This window comes from Streptomyces sp. PsTaAH-124 (assembly GCF_000373685.1).
Taxonomy (GTDB): domain Bacteria; phylum Actinomycetota; class Actinomycetes; order Streptomycetales; family Streptomycetaceae; genus Streptomyces; species Streptomyces andamanensis.
Genome location: NZ_KB892179.1, coordinates 38,605 through 58,931, shown reverse-complemented (window position 1 = coordinate 58,931; position 20,327 = coordinate 38,605). Strand labels below are relative to the sequence as shown.

Here is a 20,327-nt window from a genome sequence, read left to right as displayed (position 1 = left end):
GGGGCGCCGCCGTGGCCCGCCGGTGTCAGTTCTGGGCGCCGGAGCGCAGCTTGGCCAGGTCGGCCTTGACGGTGTCGATCGGGATGGCGAAGCCGAGTCCGACGCTGCCGGCGCCGGAGGAGTCGCCCGAACCGGACGTCGCCGCCGAGTACATCGCCGAGTTGATGCCGATGATGTTGCCCGCCGCGTCGATCAGCGCGCCGCCGGAGTTGCCCGGGTTCAGGGACGCGTCGGTCTGGATGGCCTTGTAGGTGGTGGTGGAGGAGCCGGTGTCGCCGTTGAAGTGCCGGCCGCCGAACTCGAACGGCCACTGGCCGTCGCCCTGCCCCTGGCCCTGGCCCTGCCCCTGGCTCTCGTCGGTGGACACGGTCACGTCGCGGTTCAGGGAGGAGACGATGCCGCTGGTGACGGTGCCGGTCAGGCCCTCGGGGGAGCCGATCGCGACGACCTGGTCGCCGACCGCCACGGCGCTGGAGTCGCCCAGCGAGGCGGGCTTCAGCCCGGAGGCGCCCGCCAGCTTGATCAGGGCGAGGTCCTTGGAGCTGTCGGTGCCGACCACCTGCGCGGTGTACGTGTCGCCGTTGCTGGTCCGCGCCTTGATCGTGGAGGCGCCCGCTATCACGTGGTTGTTGGTGACGATCTCGCCGCCGCTGCTGATGATCACACCGGAACCGGTGGACGTGCCGTTGTTGAGCGTCGCGGTGATCTCCACGACGCTGGGGCTGACCGCCTTGGCGATCGCGGCGATGCTGCCGCGCTGGCTGGAGGGCACCACATTGGTGCTGGTGGTGCCGGCGGCGACCGTGTCCTTGCCGGTCAGCTGCTGGAAGGCGTAGGCGGTGCCGCCGCCGACCGCCGCCGCGGCGATCGCCACGGCGGCGAGCAGCGCGAGCGGTCCCTTGGCGCGCTTGCGGGGGGCGGGCGGGGGACCGGCCGGGGCGGCGGTCGGGAGAGCGGTGCCGCCGCCGTCATGACCGCCGAAGCCGTGACCGCCGAAGCCGTGACCGCCGAAGCCCTGGCCGCCGTGACCGCCGTAGCCGTCATGACCGCCGTGACCGCCGGTGGCGTACGCCGGGGGAGTGGCCGGGGCGTACGCCGGCGGGGGCGGCCACTCCGGGTTCACCGGGCTCACCCGGTCCACCGGGCTCCCGGAGGAGGCGGCGGGCCGGTGCGGGTCCGCCGGCTGCGCGAAGGAGGCGGTCGGGGTCTGTGCGTCACCCTGGGAGTACTCGTACTCGCCGCTGCGGCGGATGCTCTCGGTCATGTCATTGAGAGTGTCCCGGGATCATGAGAGCTTCGTGAGTCCCCCCTGAAAAGCCCGACAGAACCTCGTATGCCCGATATAAAGCCGCCTCGGGCGGGAGGCGGCGGGGAGGGGAGAGGACCGGCAGGCGGGCCGTCAGCCGCAGCCGCAGGAGGCGCGCACCACCAGCCGGGAGGGGAACACCCGCAGCCGCTCGCGCCGCGAGCCGGTGACCCGCACCCCGTCGTCCAGCACCAGGTCCACGGCCGCGCGGGCCATCGCGGAGCGGTCGGAGGCGACCGTCGTCAGGGGCGGGTCCGCGAGCGCCGCCTCCTTGATGTCGTCGAACCCGGCCACGGCCAGCTCGCCGGGGACCTCGATCCGCAGCTCGCGGGCGGCCCGCAGCAGGCCGATCGCCTGGTCGTCGGTGGAGCAGAACACCGCGGGCGGCCGGTCCGGTCCGGCCAGGACCTCCAGGCCGACCCGGTAGGCGTCGTAGCGGTTGTACGGCGCCTCGAACAGGCGTCCCTCGGTGGACAGCCCGGCCTCGGCCATCGCGCGCCGCCAGCCCTCGACGTGGTCGGAGACCGGGTCGCCCACGGCGGGCGTGTCCGCGGTGCCGCCCATGCAGGCGACGTACTCGTACCCGTGTTCCAGCAGGTGGCGTACGGCGAGCTGGGCGCCGCCCAGGTCGTCGGTGACCACGGCCACGTCGTCGATGGCCTCGGGCCGCTCGTGCAGCAGCACCACGCGGGCGTCCCAGGCGTCGATCTCGGCGGCGGCCAGGTCGTTCAGCGCGTGCGAGACGAGGATGAGGCCCGAGACACGCATCCCGAGGAAGGCCCGCAGATAGTGGACCTCGCGCTCGGCCACGTAGTCGGAGTTGCCGACGAGGACCATTTTCCCGCGCTCGGCCGCCGCCCACTCGACCGCGTGCGCCATCTCCCCGAAGAAGGGCTGGCGGGCGTCCGGGACGATCAGACCTATCAGGTCCGTGCGCCGCGAGGCCATCGCCTGGGCGACCCGGTCGGGCCGGTACCCCAGCTCCTTGATCGCGGCGAGGACGCGCTCGCGCGTGGCCGGGGCGACCGGCCGGGGTCCGTTGTTGATCACATAGCTGACCACGGCGGTGGAAGTCCCCGCCAGTCTCGCCACGTCGTCCCGAGTCACCTTGGCCACGCGCGGAGTCTACGCGGATGGATCAGCCCCGGGCAGGGCATATCAAGGCATGGATGTGCAACCGCAACGTCCCGCCCGCGGGGACGGGTGACGGCACGCCGCCCCCGCGCCCCCGGCTCACGCCTCCGCGCGGACCGGCTTCCCCTGATTCCCCGCGCCCTCGGCGTCCTCCGGCCGCGTCTTCGCCGCCCTCGCCGCGGTCTCCGGCGTCTTCTCCGCCCTCTTCTCCGGCTTCTCCGGGGTGACGAAGCGGTAGCCGACGTTCCGTACGGTGCCGATCAGCGACTCGTGCTCGGGCCCGAGCTTGGCGCGCAGCCGCCGTACGTGGACGTCGACCGTCCGGGTGCCGCCGAAGTAGTCGTAGCCCCAGACCTCCTGGAGGAGCTGGGCGCGGGTGAAGACGCGGCCCGGGTGCTGCGCCAGGTACTTCAGCAGCTCGAACTCCTTGAAGGTGAGGTCCAGCACCCGGCCCTTGAGCTTGGCGCTGTAGGTGGCCTCGTCCACGGACAGGTCGCCGTTGCGGATCTCCGTCGGCGAGTCGTCGTCGACGAGCTGCCGGCGGCCCAGCGCGAGCCGCAGCCGGGCCTCCACCTCGGCGGGACCCGCGGTGTCGAGCAGGACGTCGTCGATGCCCCAGTCGGCGGTGACCGCCGCGAGGCCGCCCTCCGTCACGACGAGGACCAGCGGGCAGCCCGGTCCGGTGGAGCGCAGCAGCTGGCACAGGCTGCGCACCTGGGGCAGGTCGCGCCGCCCGTCGACCAGGATGACGTCGGCGCCCGGCGTGTCGACGAGCGCGGGGCCCTCGGCCGGGGCCACCCGCACCTGGTGCAGCAGCAGACCGAGGGCGGGGAGCACCTCGGTGGACGGCTGGAGGGCGTTGGTCAGGAGCAGCAGTGAACTCATCGTGACCACCCTGTCCGGGCCGTCCGCCTCGTATGGTCGTACACGGTTCGCTCGTCCATGGCCTCTGGTTCCTCCTCGGGGTCCCGGCGCTGGGGTACCGCCCGCGTGTCAAGAGCCACCGCGCCCCGGCGACCGGCGTACACCTGCGGTTTCCCGCGTCGTATACAACGCCCGCCGAAAGCACAAAAGGACCCGGGGGCTTCGCTGCCCGAGTCCTCTTCCCAGCAGAATAGCCGACATGAGCGGGGATCCGGCAGGTCATGTGGCGCGTCCGACGATCGTCCCGGACTCCGAGACGCCGCCCCGTACGCAGGTCAGAAGGTTTCTGCGGGCGGCGGACGGGGTGGCGGTCGACGCGCTGTACGAGCCGGGCGCCGCCGGACGGACCCACCGGGACCCCACCGGGGATCCTGTGGCGGCCGGGAAGGGCGGGACGGCCAGGGCGTCCGGGACGGACGTGCCGACCGGTGCCGCGGCCCCGCGCCCCGTCTTCGTGATCGCACATGGTTTCACCGGTGACCTGGATCGCCCGCACGTGCGTCGTATCGCACAGGCGTTCGGTCAGTACGGGGCCGTGGTCACCTTCTCCTTCCGCGGCCACGGCGCCTCCGGCGGCCGTTCGACGGTCGGCGACCGGGAGGTGCTGGACCTCGCCGCCGCGGTGGCCTGGGCACGCGGCCTCGGGCACGCGCGCGTGGTCACCGTCGGCTTCTCCATGGGCGGCTCGGTGGTGCTGCGGCACGCGGCGCTGTACGGCCCGGAGGGCGGCGGCGCCCGGGGGCGCGCGGCGGAGCACACCGACGCCGTGGTCTCGGTGAGCGCCCCGGCGCGCTGGTACTACCGGGGCACGGCTCCCATGCGCCGGCTGCACTGGCTGGTCATGCGCCCCGAGGGCCGCCTGGTGGGCCGCTACGGCTTCCGCACCCGGATCCACCACCGCGCCTGGGACCCCGTCCCGCTCTCCCCGGTGGAGGCGGCGGCGCGCATCACGCCCGTACCGCTGCTGATCGTGCACGGCGACCAGGACGCCTACTTCCCCCTCGACCACCCCCGGATGCTGGCCGCGGCGGCCGGTGACCACGGCGAACTCTGGGTCGAGCCGGGCATGGGCCACGCCGAGAACGCCGCCCCCGGGCCCCTGCTGCACCGCATCGCGCGCTGGGCCGTCGCACGGGCGGGCTAGCCTGACCGTGTTCATTGCCGGTCCGACACCGAGTATCGAGGAACGCATGGCAAAGGTCACGGTGCGCTACTGGGCCGCGGCGAAGTCCGCAGCCGGGGTCGCCGAGGAGCCGTACGAGGCGAAGACGCTCGCCGGTGCGCTCGACGCGGTGCGCGAGCGGCACCCCGGCGAGCTCTCCCGCGTCCTGCGGCGCTGCTCGTTCCTCATCGACGGTGACCCCGTGGGGACGCGCGACCATGAGACGGTACGGCTGACCGAGGGCGGCACGGTCGAGGTGCTCCCGCCGTTCGCAGGAGGGTGAGCGATGACCGACCAGCCGTATGAGGGCGCCGGGTACGGCGACCCCCGCCAGGGCGCCCCCGAGGGCCACGACCCCTACGCGCACCAGCAGCACGGGCAGCGGTACCAGCAGCAGCCCGACGGCCGGTACGACCAGTACGGGCAGCAGCACAACCAGCAGTACGGCCAGCACCAGCAGTACGACCAGTACGGACAGCAGGCCGCCCACCCGCAGCAGGTCTGGCCCGGCCAGGAGCAGCAGCCGTACGCCGATCCGTACGCCGCTTCCCAGAGCCAGGCCCAGGGGCAGGCCCAGGCCCAGAGCCAGGGCTACGGCCATGGCCAGGACCTGGACCACACGCAGCAGTGGCAGGGCCAGACCTGGGACACCCAGACGCACGGGCAGCCCGTCGTCACCGGGCGGGAACCGGCCCCCGCGCCGGAGCCCGCCGCCGCGCGGACGGCCTACCTGCCCCCGCTGGCCCACCCGGAACCCCAGCTTCAGCCCCAGCCCCGGCCCGTCGCTCCGGCCCCCGCCCCGGCGGATGAAGGACCCGACGCCGACCCCGGCGGCTACGGCCCCGCCACCCTCGGCGGCAACACCCGGGTCACCGACGCCCAGCGGGCCCGTGCCGAGGGCCGCTCGCCGATCATCGACCCGGGGATGCAGCCCGCCGGGCTGACCGCGCTGCTGGGCCTGCTGCTGGCCGGCGCTGCGGAGGCCGGTACGTACGCGCTGCTCGTGCCGCTGGTGGTGCTCCAGGCCGTGACGGCGGCCGGCTGGTTCCGGCTGAACGGCATGTGGCCGGCCCGCCAGGGCATCGCCCTCGCCTTCGCGGGCGCCCTCGTCTCGGACGCGGCCGTGCTCGGCGCGGGCCGGGCGCACGCCCCCGCGGCGATCCTCGGCACGCTCGGCGTGTGGGTGCTGCTCTCCCTGGTCCTGCAACTGCGCTCGCACGCCGAGCCGGACGAGCGGATGTACGGGCTGATGGCGACCGTCGCCTCGGCGGCACTGGCGATCCTGGCGACCGGCTATCTGGGAGTCGGCGCGGACGCGGTCGCGGTGGGCGCGGTGGCGGTCGCGGCGGCCGTGGTGGCGCGGGCGCTGCCGCTGCCCGGTGCCGCCTCGGTGGTGGTCGCGCTGCTCGCGGCGGCCGGTGCGGGCATCGCGGTGGGCGGGCTGACCGGGATCGGCGCCCAGGGCGCGCTGCTCGGCGCGGGCGCGGGCGTGTGCGCGCTGGTCGGGCACCGGGTGGCCGCCTACGACTACCCCTCGCGTTTCGTGCACTTCACCGCCGGGGTGGCGCTGCCCCTGTCGGCGGCGGCGCCGGTGGTGTGGCTGCTGGGGCGCGCGCTGGGCTGAGCGCACGGGGCGGGCGCTCGGGCCGGGTGCTCGGGCCGGGCGCAGCGCTGGGTGCTCGGGCTGGGCGCGCCTCGTAACAGCTGGTAACAGCTGGTCGACAAAGTCCGGGCCGGGCCCGTCCGGCGGGTTACGCTCGCGCCTGACGGCCGTCCGGGGCCGTCGGGAACCGCCGAGTGGGGGAAGCACGGGATGCGCGCGCTGCGAATACTGCTGATCGTCGTCGTGGTCCTCGGCGTGCTCTTCACGGTGGCCGACCGGGTGGCCGTGCACTTCGCCGAGCAGCAGGTCGCGGACAAGCTGCGGGAGACGGAGCACCTGCCGAGCAGCCCGGACGTGTCCATCAAGGGCTTCCCGTTCCTGACCCAGGTGGCGGGCGGGAAGCTGGACGACGTCGAGGTCGGCATCGAGCACTACGAGGCGGACGGCGGCGAGCGGGGGCAGAAGATCCGGATCGACGACCTGAAGGCCGACATGAAGGGCGTCGAGTTCTCCGGGGACTACAGCTCCGCCACGGCCGCCGACGCGACCGGCACCGCGACCATCGCCTACGACGAGCTGCTGAAGACCGCCGGGGCCGAGTCCACCCAGGTCCTGCCGGGGGTGACCACCCGGGTGGTCGGCCTCGCCGACGGCGGCAACGGCAAGATCAAGGTGACGGTGAAGGTGTCCGCGCTGCCCGCCCCGATCCAGGTGCTCAGCTCCGTCAGCGTCGAGAACAACAAGGTGCGCGTCAAGGCCGACGGCCTGCCGGACCTGGCCGGTCTCGCGCTCGCCGAGGGCCGGATGCGGTCGGTCACCGACTTCCAGCAGGCCATCGACCAGCTCCCCGGCGGCATCCGGCTCGCCTCGGTGCGGGCCGCGAAGAACGGCGTCGAGATCACGGTGAAGGGCTCGAAGGTCAGGCTGGCCGGATAGCGTCCGACTGGCGAGACACGCCCGTCCGCACCGCAGATGGACACCCGGCGCCGACCGGGGAACCGCCCGCCCCGACCCCGTACCCGCCGTTCCGTTCCCACCCCTCCATCCCGCATTGCGGACGATCCCGTCTCATCATGCGACATGCCGGTGACATGGCCGCCTGTCCCTCCCTACGATCGAGGCCATGAAGCGACAGGCGGATCTCACCAAGCGGCGGGCAGTGGACCTGTGCCGCGTTGCCGCCATGCTCTGTCGCCCCTTCTGAGCGGACGCCCCGCGAGGCTCCGCGTCTCCCGCCCGCCCTGCCGGCCGGGCCCCCTCATGCGCCGCTCGCCCCGCGAGCGCGCAGCCACGCACTCTCACGCCCCCGCGACTGCCCCGGAGGAGATGGAACATGAGCCGCAGCGACGTCCTGGTCGATGCCGACTGGGTCCAGGAACACCTGGACGACCCGAACATCGCCCTCGTCGAGGTGGACGAAGACACGTCCGCCTACGAGAAGAACCACATCAAGAACGCGATCCGCATCGACTGGACCAAGGACCTCCAGGACCCGGTCCGCCGTGACTTCGTCGACCAGGAGGGCTTCGAGAAGCTCCTGTCGGAGAAGGGCATCGCCAACGACACCCTGGTGATCCTCTACGGCGGCAACAACAACTGGTTCGCCTCCTACGCGTACTGGTACTTCAAGCTCTACGGCCACGAGAACGTCAAGCTGCTCGACGGCGGCCGCAAGAAGTGGGAGCTGGACGCCCGCGAGCTGGTCGACGGCACCGATGTGCCCGAGCGCGCGAAGACCGCGTACCAGGCGAAGCCGCAGAACACCGCGATCCGCGCCTTCCGCGACGACGTGGTCAAGGCCATCGGCGCGCAGAACCTGGTCGACGTCCGCTCGCCCGACGAGTTCTCCGGCAAGCTGCTCGCCCCGGCCCACCTGCCGCAGGAGCAGTCCCAGCGTCCGGGCCACGTCCCGTCCGCCAAGAACATCCCGTGGTCCAAGAACGCCAACGACGACGGCACCTTCCGCTCGGACGAGGAGCTGAAGGCCCTCTACGCCGACGAGGACGTCGACCTGGGCAAGGACACCATCGCCTACTGCCGCATCGGCGAGCGCTCCGCGCTGACCTGGTTCGTGCTGCACGAGCTGCTGGGCGTGGAGAACGTCAAGAACTACGACGGCTCCTGGACCGAGTACGGCTCCCTGGTGGGCGTGCCGATCGAGCTGGGCTCCGGCAAGTAACCGCCCGACCGACCTCTCAAGACCTCTCTTCAGGAGTACGCCATGTGTGGAGCGAAGGCCGGCGGCCCCGACGCCTCGACGATCAAGCCCGGTGAGACGACGATCCAGGGGCAGGTGACCCGCGACGGCGAGCCGGTGACGGGTTACGTGCGCCTGCTCGACTCGACCGGTGAGTTCACCGCGGAGGTGCCGACCTCCGCCACCGGCCAGTTCCGGTTCTACGCGGCCGAGGGCACCTGGACCGTGCGCGCCCTCGTTCCCGGCGGCACCGCCGACCGTACGGTCGTGGCGCAGCAGGGCGGCCTCGCGGAGGTCGCGATCGCGGTCTGAGACCGCCGAGCACGCGAAGGGCCGCACCCGGGGTTGGACGCCGGGGGTGCGGCCCTTCGGCCTGCCCGCGCGGGCCCCGCGGACCTACCCTGGACACATGTACGCACGCCGTCGTCACGCGTATTTCGCCATGATGGGCACCTGCATCGGGCTGTTCGTCCTGGCCTGGGGAGTCGTACGCATCTGGTCCGTCCCGGCCGCCGTCGGCATGTGCCTGTTCGCCATGGTCATCCCGCCGGTCGCCGCCATGGTCGCCAACCGGCGCGGCCCCGAGGACCGCTGGTGGGACGACCCGTCCGGCGACCCGAAGTCCGACGAGTGGTGGGACGAGCTGGACGGCAAGAAACGCCACTGACCGGCGGTGCCTTCAAGGCGCGGGGTGCGCGGGGCTGCTCAGTAGACGAGCGCCTGCGTCCCGTCCCCCAGCGCCTCCTGCACGAAGACCTGCGCCCCGGCGATCCGCACGCCCTCGATCACGTCCCGCTCGGTGATGTCCCGGCGGGCCGCGCACTGCGTGCACAGCGTGATCCGCCCCGCCGCGAGGATCGCGTCGAGCAGATCGGGCAGCGGCGCCGCGTGCGGCAGCTCGAACTCGGCCGCCCGCCCCGGCAGCGCGAACCACGAGGACTCCCCGGTCAGCCACAGCGACACGTCCACCCCGCTGGCCACGGCCACCGACGCGACCGTGAACGCCTGCGAGCACCGCTCGGGGGCGTCCGCCCCGGCCGTCACCTTGATCACGAGCTTCTTCGCCATGACTGAATCGTAATCAACTCCCTTACAACTCCATGCATGACCCATGTGTCTCCTGTGCAGCGCGCACACGGAAGGCGCGCTTCATTCTGTGGGGGCACGTCGTGGAAGTACCGGAAAGACCGAGTTCCGCACCCGAGAGGGCGCCGGACCGACCACCGCGCCGGCTCCGGCGCACCCTGCTGCTCGTCGCCGCCGCGGCCGTCCTCGGCGTGGTCGCCGGCACCTGCACGGGCTACGCCGTCCAGGCCCACCGCCCGCCCACCCCGCTCCCGCCGCTGTCCCAGCCGGTGGTCGAGCGGGCCAAGGGCGAGGCGGAACCCCTGCCTGGCGCCCAGGACCGCCGCGTGAAGACGGACGGCGACCTGCGCAAGCTGCTGGTCGACCGCCCGAAGGGGGCCAAGGACGGCCGGCTCGCCCCGACCGGGGACGGCTGGCTGGGCCTGCTGGAGTACGCGGACGAGTTCACCAGCCCGAAGAAGGCGTTCAGCAACAACATCGCGCAGCAGTTCCGGCGGGCGGCCGTCGTCCGGTGGGAGACCGACGGCACGCATCAGGTCGAGGTCCGTCTCGTGCAGTACCGCCAGGAAGAGGAACTGACCGCCGAGGACAGCGCGGAAGGGGACATCTACTGGGCTGATCGGGAGACCCGCGGCCACCGCTGGCCGATCCCGGGCACCGGCGCGGGCATGGCGTTCGCGGACACCGAACCGGACCGTAAGCCGGGCTACGTCCCGGTGTACGGGGCCGAGGCGCACGCCTGGCGCGGCGACATCGTGATGGAGATCTACGTCTACGACACCAAGCCGATCACCAAGAAGGAGATCATGAGTCTGGCCGAGCGGCAGATGGGGCGGCTGTGAACGAGAACCACCCGGACCAGCCCGCACCCTCGCCCTCCCCGGACCGTCCGGACCAGCCGGAACGTCCGGACCACCGGGACCCGGCGGCCGCCCCCGCGCCGCGCCGTCGCCGGGCGGGCCTCATCACCGGATGCGCGGTGCTGCTCCTGGCGCTCGTCGGCGGCACCGGCTACACCGTCGCTGTCGTGCGCGACGCCGACCGTTCCCCGGGGGCGCCGGTCTGGCGCATGCCGGAACCCGCGGCCGCCGGGCAGCGGCAGGACGCGGCGACCGGCCTGAAGGGGATGCTGCTGCCGTACGGCACCCAGGAGTTCGTGCGCGGCCCGGACATCGGTGAGTTCGGGACCGACGCCGAGCTGAGCGGGGCGCAGGCCACCGAACTGCGCAAGCAGGCGTTGCGGAACCTGCCCCTGTCCCAGCGTCGCCAACTGGCGAAGGAGATCGACAAACAGCAGGTCAAGGGCATGGTGATGCGCAGCTACCTCAGCAACGGCGACGCGGCCCACGACGCCTACTACGCCGACCACGCCTTCACCGTCGAGATCGTGCTCGCCCGGATGGGCAGCAGCCGGACCGTGCGCTCCGTCGCCGGGTTCCAGCAGCAGTTCTTCGAGGCCCTGAAGGTCTTCCGGGCCGGTCCGAGGATCGAGGGGCACAAGAACGCGCGGTGCTTCCTGATGCCCACGGACTCCAAGGAGAAGCTCGACGCGATGACCTGCTCCGCGTACGAGGGCGACGTCATGGTCAGCGCGACCATGCAGGCGGCCAAGCCGCTCGACACGAAGGGCGCGGCCGAGATGCTCCGCGACCAGCTCGACCGCATCAAGGAACCGGGGCAGGCGGTATGACCGAACAGAGCACGGACCAGAACGCCCGGAGCACCCCCGCCCCGGCGGCCGCCACCGAACCGGCCGCCACCGTGACCGGCCCGGAAGCCGTGTCCGGCACCGAGGCCGGAAGCGCGCCCGAGATCGCGCCCGCCCCCGCCGGACCGCCCCCGCCCGTCCGCAAGGACCGCCCGCGGCTGCGGGCCCTGCTGCGGTGGACCGCCGCCGTCGCCGTGTTCGCGGCGGCCGGTGCCGGGACGGCGTACGGCGTCACCCGCATGGACCGCACGGATGTCCCCGGTCTCGCCACCGCCTCCGACGGCCGCTGGGACTACCCGTCGGTCGTCAAGCCGCCCTTGCTGCCCGGCCGTCCCGCGGTGGACGACGCCGACAACATCACCGGGGCGCACTACACCGACCTGCGCGCCCTGCTGCTGCCCGCGCCGCACGGCGCCCACGAGGACACGGCCCTGCGGGGCACCGGCGGCTGGCTGGCGACGAAGGACTTCCTGACCGCGTACGCCCGCCCGCAGGACCGGGAGAAGTTCGGGCAGCAGCTCACCGACCACGGGCTGCGGCACATCGCCGCCCGCGGCTGGACCACGGCGGACGGCACACGGACGCGGATCTACCTGCTTCAGTTCGACACCGCGGCCGTCGTGCAGCACCTGTACGACGACGGGCTCTCGCAGTCCGGCGGCCCCGGGTACGAGCTGGCGGGCGTCGAGCGGTCCGTCTTCGACGACGGGTTCCCGACCGGGGCCCGGGTGGACGGCGTCGAACGCGTCGCCTACGCCGAGGCCAAGCCCTACGGCGCCGAGCAGACCCGCCAGGCGTACCTCCGCGCGGGTGACGTCCTCGCCCTGGTCGTGCAGTCCCGCAAGGGCTCCGCGGCCACCGTCCCCTTCCAGCAGACGGTGACGCTCCAGAGCGAACTGCTCGGCTGAGCCACCGGGGGAGCACCTCGCCGAGAGGGCCGGGCCCACGCCTACTAAGCTGGGGTCCGGCCCTGAGTACGTACGTACCGCACCGCGCTCGACAAGGAGCACCCCGTGGAGATCTTCTTCGAAACCCTGCTGGTCCTGGTCTGCGTCGGCGTCCTCGCCTTCGCCTACCTGACCGTGAAGAAGCTGTACCAGGGCCAGCGCTGACGACGTCCGGGAGTCCCCGCTCATGATCGAGATCCCGTCCGACCTCCACAAGGACCTGGTCCCCCTCGCGTTCCTGCTCGGCGACTGGGCCGGCGCCGGTGTGCACGACTTCCCCGGGTCCCAGAAGTGCAACTTCGGCCAGGAAGTGTCCTTCACCCATGACGGGCGGGACTTCCTGGAGTACCGCTCCCACACCTGGGTGCTGGACGACGAGGGCAACAAGGTGCGCCCGCTGGAGTCCGAGTCCGGCTTCTGGCGGATCGACGCCGAGCGCAAGGTCGAGGTCACGATGACCCGCGACGACGGCGTCATCGAGATCTGGTACGGCGAGATGGCCGACAAGAAGCCGCAGATCGACCTGGTCACGGACGCCGTGGCCCGCACCGCCGCCTCCGCCCCCTACACCGGCGGCAAGCGGCTGTACGGCTACGTCAAGAGCGACCTGATGTGGGTCGGCGAGAAGCAGACCCCCGAGGTCGAGCTGCGCCCCTACATGTCGGCCCACCTCAAGAAGGTCGTCACCCCGGAGGACGTCGAGCGCTGGGCCAAGGCCCTCCCCGACGACCTCCCGGACGACGGCGTCGCCTTCTTCAAGTAGGCGCCCCAGGGCCCGCGGGCCCGGCATGGCCCGGACGAGAGGCCCTAGACTCGTGGTGTGGTGAGCACCGACTGGAAGAGCGACCTCAGGCAGCGCGGCTACCGGCTGACGCCGCAGCGGCAACTCGTGCTCGAAGCCGTGGACACCCTCGAACACGCGACCCCCGACGACATCCTGTGCGAAGTGCGCAAGACGGCGTCGGGGGTCAACATCTCCACCGTCTACCGCACCCTGGAGCTGCTGGAGGAGCTGGGCCTGGTCAGCCACGCCCACCTCGGGCACGGGGCGCCGACCTACCACCTGGCCGACCGCCACCACCACCTCCACCTGGTCTGCCGCGACTGCGACAACGTGATCGAGGCCGATGTCGAGGTGGCCGCGGAGTTCACCGCGAAACTGCGCCGGCAGTTCGGGTTCGACACCGACATGAAGCATTTCGCGATCTTCGGCCGCTGCGCGGACTGCTCCCGGAAGGGCGCGGACCCGGCGTCGTAGGCTTGCCCGTATGAAGAGCCCCCTGCTGTCGCTGCCCGGCGCCGTCCCCGCCGAAGGTGTGGACGAAGGCGTCGCCGCGCACTACGGCGACCTGTTCCGCGAACAGCGCTCTCTCGCGGACGGCGCCGGTTTCGTGGACCTCTCGCACCGCGGTGTGCTCGCCGTCTCCGGCGCGGACCGGCTGAGCTGGCTGCACCTGCTGCTCACCCAGCACGTCAGCGATCTGCCCGCCGGCCGGGCCACCGAGGCGCTGATCCTCTCCGCCCACGGCCACATCGAACACGCGCTCTATCTGGTCGACGACGGCGAGACCGTCTGGGCGCATGTGGAGCCCGGCACCCAGGAGGCGCTGATCGCCTACCTGGAGTCGATGAAGTTCTTCTACCGCGTCGAAGTCGCCGACCGCACCGCCGACTTCGCCGTGGTGCACCTGCCGGCCGGTTCGATCGCCGGGGTCCCCGAGGGCGCCGTCGTCCGGGAGACGCCGTACGGCCGTGACCTGTTCCTGCCCCGCGAGGACCTGGAATCCTACGCGGCCGAGGCCGGGCCGCCCGCCGGGATCCTCGCCCACGAGGCGCTGCGCGTCGAGCAGCACCGCCCGCGCGTCGGCTTCGAGACCGACCACCGCACCATCCCGCACGAGCTGGGCTGGATCGGCACGGCCGTGCACCTCCAGAAGGGCTGCTACCGGGGGCAGGAGACCGTCGCCCGGGTGCAGAACCTGGGCAAGCCGCCGCGCCGCCTGGTCTTCCTCCACCTCGACGGCAGCGAGGTGCGCCTGCCCGCGCACGGCACCGAGATCCGGCTCGCCGACGAGGGCCCGGACGGGCGCCGCATCGGTGTGATCACCACCTCGGCGCGCCATCACGAGCTGGGCCCGGTCGCCCTCGCCCTGGTCAAGCGGAACGTCCCGGTGGACGCCCGGCTGATGGCGGGGGACACGGCGGCGGCCCAGGAGACCGTCGTCGAGCCGTAGGCTCCCGCGCCGCGCGGCTCAGATCTCCAGCAGGACGGTGAACGGGCCGTCGTTCGTCAGCGACACCCGCATCCGGGCGCCGAACCGGCCCGTCGCCACCGTCGCGCCCAGCGCGCGGAGCCGCGCGACCACCTCGTCGACCAGCGGCTCGGCCGCCTCGCCGGGTGCCGCCGCGTTCCAGGTGGGGCGGCGGCCCTTGCGGGCGTCGCCGTAGAGCGTGAACTGGCTGATCACCAGCAGCGGCGCGCCGGTGTCGCTGCACGACCTCTCGTCGTGCAGCATCCGGACCGACCACAGCTTGCGGGCGAGCTGCGCCGCCTTCTCCTCGGTGTCCTCGTGGGTGACGCCGACGAGGACGCACAGCCCCTCGCCCTCGATCGCCCCCACCGTCTCGCCGTCCACGACGACACTCGCGCCGTCCACCCTCTGCACCACTGCACGCATGCCGACCATGATGCCCGACGTCCATATCGTGCTTCTTTATGCTTCGTAACCCCCCATCTGGGGCGGATCGGGGGCACTCGGTCACATACTGGCCACTCGGGGTGGCACGATGCTTCCGTACGCGCCGGTCGAGGGGACGGTTGAGGCGCATGAGCACATCGAGTACCGAGCAACAACCGCAGTCCGGGGCGGTGCCGCCGCTGTGCGCGGCGGTCGCGGAGCCCACCGCTCACCGGCCGCCGGTGCAGCGTACCGACAGCCCGCCCGTGGTGGACCCGCGTCCGGCGCGGGAGGAGGAGGATCCGGCGGACTGCGACCTGACCGTGCTGAGCCTGCCGGAGCTGCGCGCGCTGCGCCGGGCGGCGCAGCGGGACGAGGCCGACCTGAGCTATGTACGGCGGCTGCTCCAGGGGCGGATCGACATCCTGCGCGCGGAGCTGGCGCGGCGCGGCTGCCGGGACCGGCTCTCGGAGGGCGAGGCCGGGTTCGTGTCGGCCGTGGAGGGCGCCGGGGCGTCCGTCGTCGAGCGGCTGGCGGAGATCCTGCGGGACGCGCCCGCCCGGCAGCGCTCCTCGGCCCGGCACGTCACCGTCGGCACCCCGCACGGCGAGGAGTACCGGCGGCTGTCCGCCGAGATGCTCGCCGAGGTCGAGCTGTCCGACCTGGACGCGCGCACCGACCTGGAGCTGGGCGCCGGGATGGCCCGGCTCGTGCGCTACGAGCAGCGGGTGTCCGGCCGCCGCCACCGGCTCCAGCGCACCGCCGACGGATGCAGCGCGGAGATCGCCCGCAGATACCGCGACGGCGAGGCCCAGGTCGACGACCTGCTGCTGTGATCGCAGGGGACGCGCGGGCCGGGGCGTGCGTCCGCCCCGGCCGCCGGAAAAGCCCGCGACACCTCCTGTCCGTACGGCCTACGGTCGGACCATGACCACCGGCGAGCAGTTCCCCCTCGACGTCCGCCCCGTCACCGAGGCGGAGATCCCCGACTGGATCCGCGCGCTGAACACCGGGTTCCTGCGCAGTCCGGAGGTCTCCGACGCGGAGATCGCCGACCGCCGTTCGTACATCGAACCGGCCCGGACGCTGGGCGCCTTCGACCGGGGCCGGTGCGTGGCGACCTTCCGGTCCTTCGCGCAGGAACTGACCGTGGTCGGCGGCGCCACCGTCCCCGCCGACGCCGTCACGAGCGTCACCGTGACCTCGACACACCGCCGCCGCGGCCTGCTGACCCGCATGATGGCGCGGGACCTGTCGGCGGCCCGGGAGCGCGGTGACGTCGTCGCCACGCTGATCGCCGCCGAGTACCAGATCTACGGCCGCTACGGCTTCGGCCCCGCCACCTGGGCCACCGAGTGGACCATCGACGTGCCCCGGGCCGGCCTTGACGCGCGCCGCCCGGCCCCGGACGGCGGCGGCCGGGTCGACCTCGTGGACGCCGACGACGTACGCAAGCTCGGTCCCGAACTGCACGAGCGGCTGCGCCGCCTCCAGCCCGGCGCGATCGACCGCACGGAGCGCTGGTGGCAGGTCGACACCGGAGCGGTGCGCCTGGACCACAGCCCGTGGACGGAGCCGTTCCACGCCGTGTACCGCGCGGCGGACGGCACGGTCGAGGGCCTGGCCGCCTATGTCTGCGACCGCGCGTGGTCGGATGCCCAGCAGCCGCTGGGCACCGCGACGGTGAAGGACCTGATCGCCGTCTCCCCGGCCGCCGAGCGCGCGCTCTGGCTGCATGTGTGCGCGACGGACTGGGTGGTGAAGGTCAAGAGCGGCCGGCGCGCCCCGGACGACCTGCTCCCCTCCCTCCTGCCCGACCCGCGCGCCGCCGTGATCACCACCCAGGCCGACTGGCTGTGGGTGCGGATCCTGGACGTCGTACGGGCGCTGGAGGCGCGCACCTACGCGGGGCGGGGCTCGCTGGTGCTGGAGATCGCGGACGAGGCGGGCGGCCGGGCGCGGGGCCGCTGGCTGCTGGAGGCGTCGCCCGAGGGCGCGTCCTGCACGCCGACCGCGCGCTCCGCCGATCTGGCGCTGGACGTCCGGGAGCTGGCGCCGCTGTGGCTCGGTGACGAATCGGCGGTGCGGCTCGTGGCGCTGGGCCGGGTCCGGGAAGAACGAGCGGGCGCCGCCCGGCTGGCCGACGCCCTGCTCCGCACATCCCGGCGACCGTGGTGCCCGGACCTGTTCTGAACGCTCCTTCCCGCCGGTGACCGAGGCAGGGGTGGCGCATCCGTAGCGTGCTGTTCTGTTGTGGTTGTGCGGGTGGACCTTCTTCAGTTGTGGCTGTGCTGCCTGCGCCCTCGGCGCGGCTGTTCAGTTGTGGCTGTGCGGCGTCGCGACCGTGCTCCCGGCTCCCCTCCGGAGGGAAACGCGGTCCGGCGTCGTTCTCATGTCACCGTGGAGCCAACCAGTCGAAGCTCCGACCAGGTCGGCCGAGTTGGCTGCCAACTCTACTTTTCTTATCTCCGCTTGGGCGCGACTTATAACCACCTTCCGGGGAACTGCCCCAAGATGGCGAGAAGTTGTACGGTGCGGAGGTGGACCCCGAACACGCCTTCGGCCCGGGGCGGGAGAGCACCCCGCGGCCGCGGAGACCGCCGCGCGAGGTGGCCGACGAGCTGCGGCAGCGGATCAGGAGCGGCGCGCTGCCCCTGGGTACGCGCCTGCCCGCGCAGGCGGTGCTGGCCGCGGAGTTCGGCGTCGAGCGCGCCACCGTGCGGCAGGCCCTGCGCACCCTGGCGGCGGAGCACCTGCTCTCCCAGGTCACCCGGGGCAGACCGGCGTTCGTCACCGGCCATCCGGAGCGCGCCGGGGCCGGTGTCCCCGCGCCCCCGCTGCCCACCACCGCCGCGCTCGCGCCCCGGATCACCGCCGCCTTCGCCGCCCCCCATGTGCGGGTCGACGCGCTCTGCCTGACCGCCGTCTCGCTGACCCTCGCCCTCGGTGAGCCGCTGCGCCAGATCCACGCCGGACGGCTGAAACCGGCCACGATCGACGTACGGGTGCTGGTGCCCTCGCGGAGCATCCCGCTGGCCTTCCCGGTGCCCGTGGAGGGCCGGGGGAGGGGCGGGCCGGACGACGCGGTCCACCGGCGCTGGCTGGAGATGCGCAACGCCCAGGGCCGGGTGCTGCGGCACAGTCTGCTGTCCCTGCGCGCCACCCACGGCATCGACGTGCGCGTCACCTTCCGCGCGCTGCCCTTCACCCCGCCCGTCAAGCTCTACCTGCTGGGCGGCGAGGAGGCGCTGTTCGCGTACTACACCGTGGGACGCCGCGAGGAGGAGATCGACCACGCGCCCCGGCCGCTGTACGACGCGCAGGGCACCCGGTCGGTGCTGTTCTCCTTCACGGCGGGCGCGGGCCCGCGCGAGACGGCGTTCGTCGAGCAGTCGCGGCTGTGGTTCGACGCGCTGTGGGGCACGATCAGCTCGGAGGCGGCGCTCACGGGCTGACCGCGCCCGGCGCCCGGCTCACAGGGCGGGCCCGGCGAGCAGCAGTGCCAGGAGCACCGCGCCGGCCGAACTGACCTTGTGGTTCTTCGCCTTGATGCCGACGGTGAGCAGCACGAGGCCGACCATGCCCGCGGCGCCGTACCGCCACTGGACGAACTGCTCGAAGCCGACGGCGAGGACGGCGGAGACAAGAGCGAGGACGGGCACGGTGGTTCCCCCTTAACCTACCTGGCTGGCCGGAAAACTCCGACCAACTCCCCCGAGTTGGCAACCAACTCACTTCTAGTTGTCCCCACTTGGTCGATATCGATAAACAAGTTTCGGGCAACTCCCGCCAGGTGGATCAAAGTTGTACCGTTTGGTCGTGACCCATGAGGACCTGGCCGTGGACGGCAGTCGGAGACGCTCTCCGCAGGAGATCGCCGACACCCTGCGCGAACGGATCCGGGCGGGCGAGCTGAGGCCGGGCGACCGCCTGCCCACCCAGGCCGAACTCGCCGAGGAGTTCGGCGTGGAGCGCGGCGCCGTGCGCCAGGCCCTGCGGGCATTGCAGAGCGACGGCCTGCTCAGCAACGTCAGCAAGGGCAGCCCGCCGAGGATCGCCGACGCCGCCCCCGTACGCGAGGAGCCGCAGCCGACCATGGTCGGCCTCGCCCCCCGGCTGACCGAGGTGTTCGCCGGCCGCCGGGTGCGCATCGACGTCGTCTGCCACACGGCGGAGACCCTGATGGTGGCGATGGGCGAGCCGCTGCGGCTGATCCACGAGGGCCGTATGCGCCCCGACTCGATCGACGTACGCGTACTGGTGCCCTCCCGGAACATCGCGCTGGCCTTCCCCGTGTCCGTGGACGGACCGGGCGAGGACGACGCGGTCCACCGGCGCTGGCTGGAGATGCGCAACGCCCAGGGCCAGGTGCTGCGGCACAATCTGCTGTCCCTGCGCGCCACCCACGACATCGACGTGCGCGTCACCTTCCGCGCGCTGCCCTTCACCCCGCCCGTCAAGCTCTACCTGCTGGGCGGCGAGGAGGCCCTGATGGGCTACTACACCCTCACTCGGCGCGCGGAGGACTGGGGCGAGCAGACCCTCGACATGTACGACGCCCTCGGCTCCAAGTCCCTGCTGTTCTCGTTCACCCGACGGGCCGGGCACCGCGACGCCGCGTTCGTCGAGGAGTCCCAGAAGTGGTTCGACGCCCTCTGGGAAACCATCACCACGGACCTGACACTCTCCTAGTGACTTCTGACACGAAGCAGACGGAGAGCAGGGCGCTGCGGGAACTGGTCTCCCGGGCGCAGGTGGTCCTCTGGGACTTCGACGGCCCGGTCTGCCGGCTCTTCGCGGGGCACTCCGCGGAGCGGGTGGCGCACGGCCTGCTGGACTGGCTCGGCGAGCAGGGCCTGCACGGACTGCTGAGCGAGGCCGAACGCGAGCCGCTGGACCCGCACGCCCTGCTGCGCGCGGTGGACCGCCGCCGCCCGCGCAGCGACCTGGTGACGGAGCTGGAGGAGCGCCTCACCCAGGAGGAGCTGAAGGCCGCCGCCAGCGCCATGCCGACCCCGTACGCCGATCCGCTGATCCGCACCTGGACCGCCGTCGGCGCCCGGCTCGCCGTCACCAGCAACAACTCCCCGGCCGTGGTGCGCGCCTACCTCCAGGGCCGCGGGCTGCTGCCCTGCTTCGCCCCGCACCTGTACGGCCGCACCGCCGAGCTGCGCCACCTCAAGCCCCACCCGCACTGCCTCCAGCGCGCGCTGAACGCCATGGGCGCGGCCCCCGCCGCCGCCCTGATGATCGGCGACACCCCCACCGACCTCCGGGCCGCCGAGCGGGCGGGCGTCCCCTTCCTCGGCTACGCCGGCACCCCGCGCAAGGGCAGGATCCTCGCGGAGGCGGGCGCGCGGATGATCGTCCACTCCTTGGACACCCTGCTGACGGCGCTGCGCCCCGCGTGACCTCGTGCGGGGCGCGCGACGGGGGCGTACGGGGGGCGCGCCGGGACCCGGATACGGGACACGAGTGAGACGCGAGAGGTTCGCTGCGCGCCGCGTACCGGGTGGGGGTAGCGTGTTCCCACTTCTGCACCCTTCGGCGGGGTTCGCCCCTTCGGCAGGGCTCGTTCCTCC

Annotated in this window: 25 protein-coding genes; 19 read left to right on the top strand and 6 right to left on the bottom strand. The window is 72.8% G+C overall.

Translation table 11 applies throughout. The annotated features are described in order from the left end of the window. Nucleotides 1–25: 25 nt before the first annotated feature. The 3 genes from B086_RS0123050 to B086_RS0123040 all read right to left on the bottom strand — a co-directional run bounded on the left by B086_RS0123050 (nucleotide 26) and on the right by B086_RS0123040 (nucleotide 3,325). Entirely contained in the window at nucleotides 26–1,264 is a 1,239-nt protein-coding gene (locus B086_RS0123050) for a S1C family serine protease (RefSeq protein ID WP_018568795.1), read from the bottom strand. 135 nt (nucleotides 1,265–1,399) lie between these two features. Next, entirely contained in the window at nucleotides 1,400–2,422 is a 1,023-nt protein-coding gene (locus tag B086_RS0123045; RefSeq protein ID WP_078510108.1) for a LacI family DNA-binding transcriptional regulator, read from the bottom strand. A gap of 117 nt (nucleotides 2,423–2,539) precedes the next feature. Continuing rightward, the gene (locus tag B086_RS0123040) at nucleotides 2,540–3,325 is read right to left on the bottom strand and encodes a response regulator transcription factor (RefSeq protein ID WP_018568793.1); all 786 of its coding nucleotides are present in this window, start codon (nucleotides 3,323–3,325) and stop codon (nucleotides 2,540–2,542) included. A 238-nt stretch (nucleotides 3,326–3,563) separates the two neighbouring features. On the opposite strand from B086_RS0123040, the gene B086_RS0123035 reads away from it, so the two are divergent. The 8 genes from B086_RS0123035 to B086_RS0123005 all read left to right on the top strand — a co-directional run bounded on the left by B086_RS0123035 (nucleotide 3,564) and on the right by B086_RS0123005 (nucleotide 8,993). Continuing rightward, nucleotides 3,564–4,508 (top strand): alpha/beta hydrolase, encoded by a 945-nt coding sequence (locus B086_RS0123035; protein ID WP_026252681.1) that lies wholly within the window; start codon nucleotides 3,564–3,566, stop codon nucleotides 4,506–4,508. A 46-nt stretch (nucleotides 4,509–4,554) separates the two neighbouring features. Further along, the gene (locus B086_RS0123030; RefSeq protein ID WP_018568791.1) at nucleotides 4,555–4,809 is read left to right on the top strand and encodes a MoaD/ThiS family protein; all 255 of its coding nucleotides are present in this window, start codon (nucleotides 4,555–4,557) and stop codon (nucleotides 4,807–4,809) included. Between the two features lie 3 nt (nucleotides 4,810–4,812). Next, nucleotides 4,813–6,150 (top strand): hypothetical protein, encoded by a 1,338-nt coding sequence (locus tag B086_RS0123025; RefSeq protein ID WP_018568790.1) that lies wholly within the window; start codon nucleotides 4,813–4,815, stop codon nucleotides 6,148–6,150. A 189-nt stretch (nucleotides 6,151–6,339) separates the two neighbouring features. After that, nucleotides 6,340–7,065 carry a DUF2993 domain-containing protein gene (locus B086_RS0123020; RefSeq protein WP_018568789.1) on the top strand — a complete coding sequence of 242 codons (726 nt, stop codon included), beginning with the start codon at nucleotides 6,340–6,342 and terminating at the stop codon, nucleotides 7,063–7,065. Nucleotides 7,066–7,252: 187 nt separating this feature from the next. Continuing rightward, a complete protein-coding gene (locus B086_RS46275) occupies nucleotides 7,253–7,333 on the top strand; it encodes an Ms5788A family Cys-rich leader peptide (protein WP_350751515.1) in 81 nt (26 codons plus the stop codon). A gap of 129 nt (nucleotides 7,334–7,462) precedes the next feature. Continuing rightward, nucleotides 7,463–8,308: a sulfurtransferase gene (locus B086_RS0123015; protein ID WP_018568788.1), complete on the top strand. Its 846-nt coding sequence runs from the start codon at nucleotides 7,463–7,465 to the stop codon at nucleotides 8,306–8,308. A gap of 42 nt (nucleotides 8,309–8,350) precedes the next feature. Further along, the gene (locus B086_RS0123010; protein ID WP_004986406.1) at nucleotides 8,351–8,638 is read left to right on the top strand and encodes a DUF1416 domain-containing protein; all 288 of its coding nucleotides are present in this window, start codon (nucleotides 8,351–8,353) and stop codon (nucleotides 8,636–8,638) included. 97 nt (nucleotides 8,639–8,735) lie between these two features. Beyond that, complete coding sequence (locus B086_RS0123005; RefSeq protein WP_026252680.1) at nucleotides 8,736–8,993, top strand: DUF3099 domain-containing protein; 258 nt, start codon at nucleotides 8,736–8,738, stop codon at nucleotides 8,991–8,993. Nucleotides 8,994–9,031: 38 nt separating this feature from the next. Here the strand turns inward: B086_RS0123005 and B086_RS0123000 are convergent, their stop codons facing one another. Further along, a complete protein-coding gene (locus B086_RS0123000; RefSeq protein WP_018568786.1) occupies nucleotides 9,032–9,394 on the bottom strand; it encodes a DsrE family protein in 363 nt (120 codons plus the stop codon). Nucleotides 9,395–9,495: 101 nt separating this feature from the next. Between B086_RS0123000 and B086_RS0122995 the strand changes: the two genes are divergently transcribed. The 6 genes from B086_RS0122995 to B086_RS0122965 all read left to right on the top strand — a co-directional run bounded on the left by B086_RS0122995 (nucleotide 9,496) and on the right by B086_RS0122965 (nucleotide 14,301). After that, complete coding sequence (locus B086_RS0122995; protein ID WP_018568785.1) at nucleotides 9,496–10,254, top strand: hypothetical protein; 759 nt, start codon at nucleotides 9,496–9,498, stop codon at nucleotides 10,252–10,254. Then, nucleotides 10,251–11,102: a hypothetical protein gene (locus B086_RS0122990; protein WP_018568784.1), complete on the top strand. Its 852-nt coding sequence runs from the start codon at nucleotides 10,251–10,253 to the stop codon at nucleotides 11,100–11,102. Before B086_RS0122995 ends, B086_RS0122990 begins: the two co-directional genes overlap by 4 nt. Next, nucleotides 11,099–12,028: a hypothetical protein gene (locus B086_RS0122985; RefSeq protein ID WP_018568783.1), complete on the top strand. Its 930-nt coding sequence runs from the start codon at nucleotides 11,099–11,101 to the stop codon at nucleotides 12,026–12,028. Before B086_RS0122990 ends, B086_RS0122985 begins: the two co-directional genes overlap by 4 nt. Nucleotides 12,029–12,254: 226 nt before the next feature. Continuing rightward, a complete protein-coding gene (locus B086_RS0122975) occupies nucleotides 12,255–12,830 on the top strand; it encodes an FABP family protein (RefSeq protein ID WP_018568781.1) in 576 nt (191 codons plus the stop codon). Between the two features lie 57 nt (nucleotides 12,831–12,887). Continuing rightward, on the top strand, nucleotides 12,888–13,325 hold the full coding sequence (locus B086_RS0122970) for a Fur family transcriptional regulator (protein WP_018568780.1): 438 nt from the start codon (nucleotides 12,888–12,890) through the stop codon (nucleotides 13,323–13,325). A gap of 10 nt (nucleotides 13,326–13,335) precedes the next feature. Next, complete coding sequence (locus B086_RS0122965) at nucleotides 13,336–14,301, top strand: YgfZ/GcvT domain-containing protein (RefSeq protein WP_018568779.1); 966 nt, start codon at nucleotides 13,336–13,338, stop codon at nucleotides 14,299–14,301. Nucleotides 14,302–14,319: 18 nt separating this feature from the next. Here the strand turns inward: B086_RS0122965 and dtd are convergent, their stop codons facing one another. Continuing rightward, nucleotides 14,320–14,745 (bottom strand): D-aminoacyl-tRNA deacylase, encoded by a 426-nt coding sequence (dtd, locus tag B086_RS0122960; RefSeq protein ID WP_026252679.1) that lies wholly within the window; start codon nucleotides 14,743–14,745, stop codon nucleotides 14,320–14,322. Nucleotides 14,746–14,894: 149 nt separating this feature from the next. On the opposite strand from dtd, the gene B086_RS0122955 reads away from it, so the two are divergent. The 3 genes from B086_RS0122955 to B086_RS0122945 all read left to right on the top strand — a co-directional run bounded on the left by B086_RS0122955 (nucleotide 14,895) and on the right by B086_RS0122945 (nucleotide 18,200). Further along, nucleotides 14,895–15,581 (top strand): hypothetical protein, encoded by a 687-nt coding sequence (locus B086_RS0122955; RefSeq protein WP_026252678.1) that lies wholly within the window; start codon nucleotides 14,895–14,897, stop codon nucleotides 15,579–15,581. A gap of 91 nt (nucleotides 15,582–15,672) precedes the next feature. After that, entirely contained in the window at nucleotides 15,673–16,938 is a 1,266-nt protein-coding gene (locus B086_RS0122950; RefSeq protein WP_018568776.1) for a GNAT family N-acetyltransferase, read from the top strand. A gap of 347 nt (nucleotides 16,939–17,285) precedes the next feature. Then, the gene (locus B086_RS0122945; protein WP_234021273.1) at nucleotides 17,286–18,200 is read left to right on the top strand and encodes a winged helix-turn-helix domain-containing protein; all 915 of its coding nucleotides are present in this window, start codon (nucleotides 17,286–17,288) and stop codon (nucleotides 18,198–18,200) included. 18 nt (nucleotides 18,201–18,218) lie between these two features. Here the strand turns inward: B086_RS0122945 and B086_RS0122940 are convergent, their stop codons facing one another. Next, complete coding sequence (locus tag B086_RS0122940) at nucleotides 18,219–18,407, bottom strand: hypothetical protein (RefSeq protein ID WP_018568774.1); 189 nt, start codon at nucleotides 18,405–18,407, stop codon at nucleotides 18,219–18,221. A gap of 151 nt (nucleotides 18,408–18,558) precedes the next feature. Here B086_RS0122940 and B086_RS0122935 point away from each other — a divergent pair, with 151 nt between their 5' ends. Then, complete coding sequence (locus tag B086_RS0122935) at nucleotides 18,559–19,437, top strand: winged helix-turn-helix domain-containing protein (RefSeq protein WP_018568773.1); 879 nt, start codon at nucleotides 18,559–18,561, stop codon at nucleotides 19,435–19,437. Next, a complete protein-coding gene (locus tag B086_RS0122930; protein WP_018568772.1) occupies nucleotides 19,437–20,156 on the top strand; it encodes an HAD family hydrolase in 720 nt (239 codons plus the stop codon). The genes B086_RS0122935 and B086_RS0122930 overlap by 1 nt, the downstream gene beginning before the upstream one ends. Nucleotides 20,157–20,327: the final 171 nt, after the last annotated feature.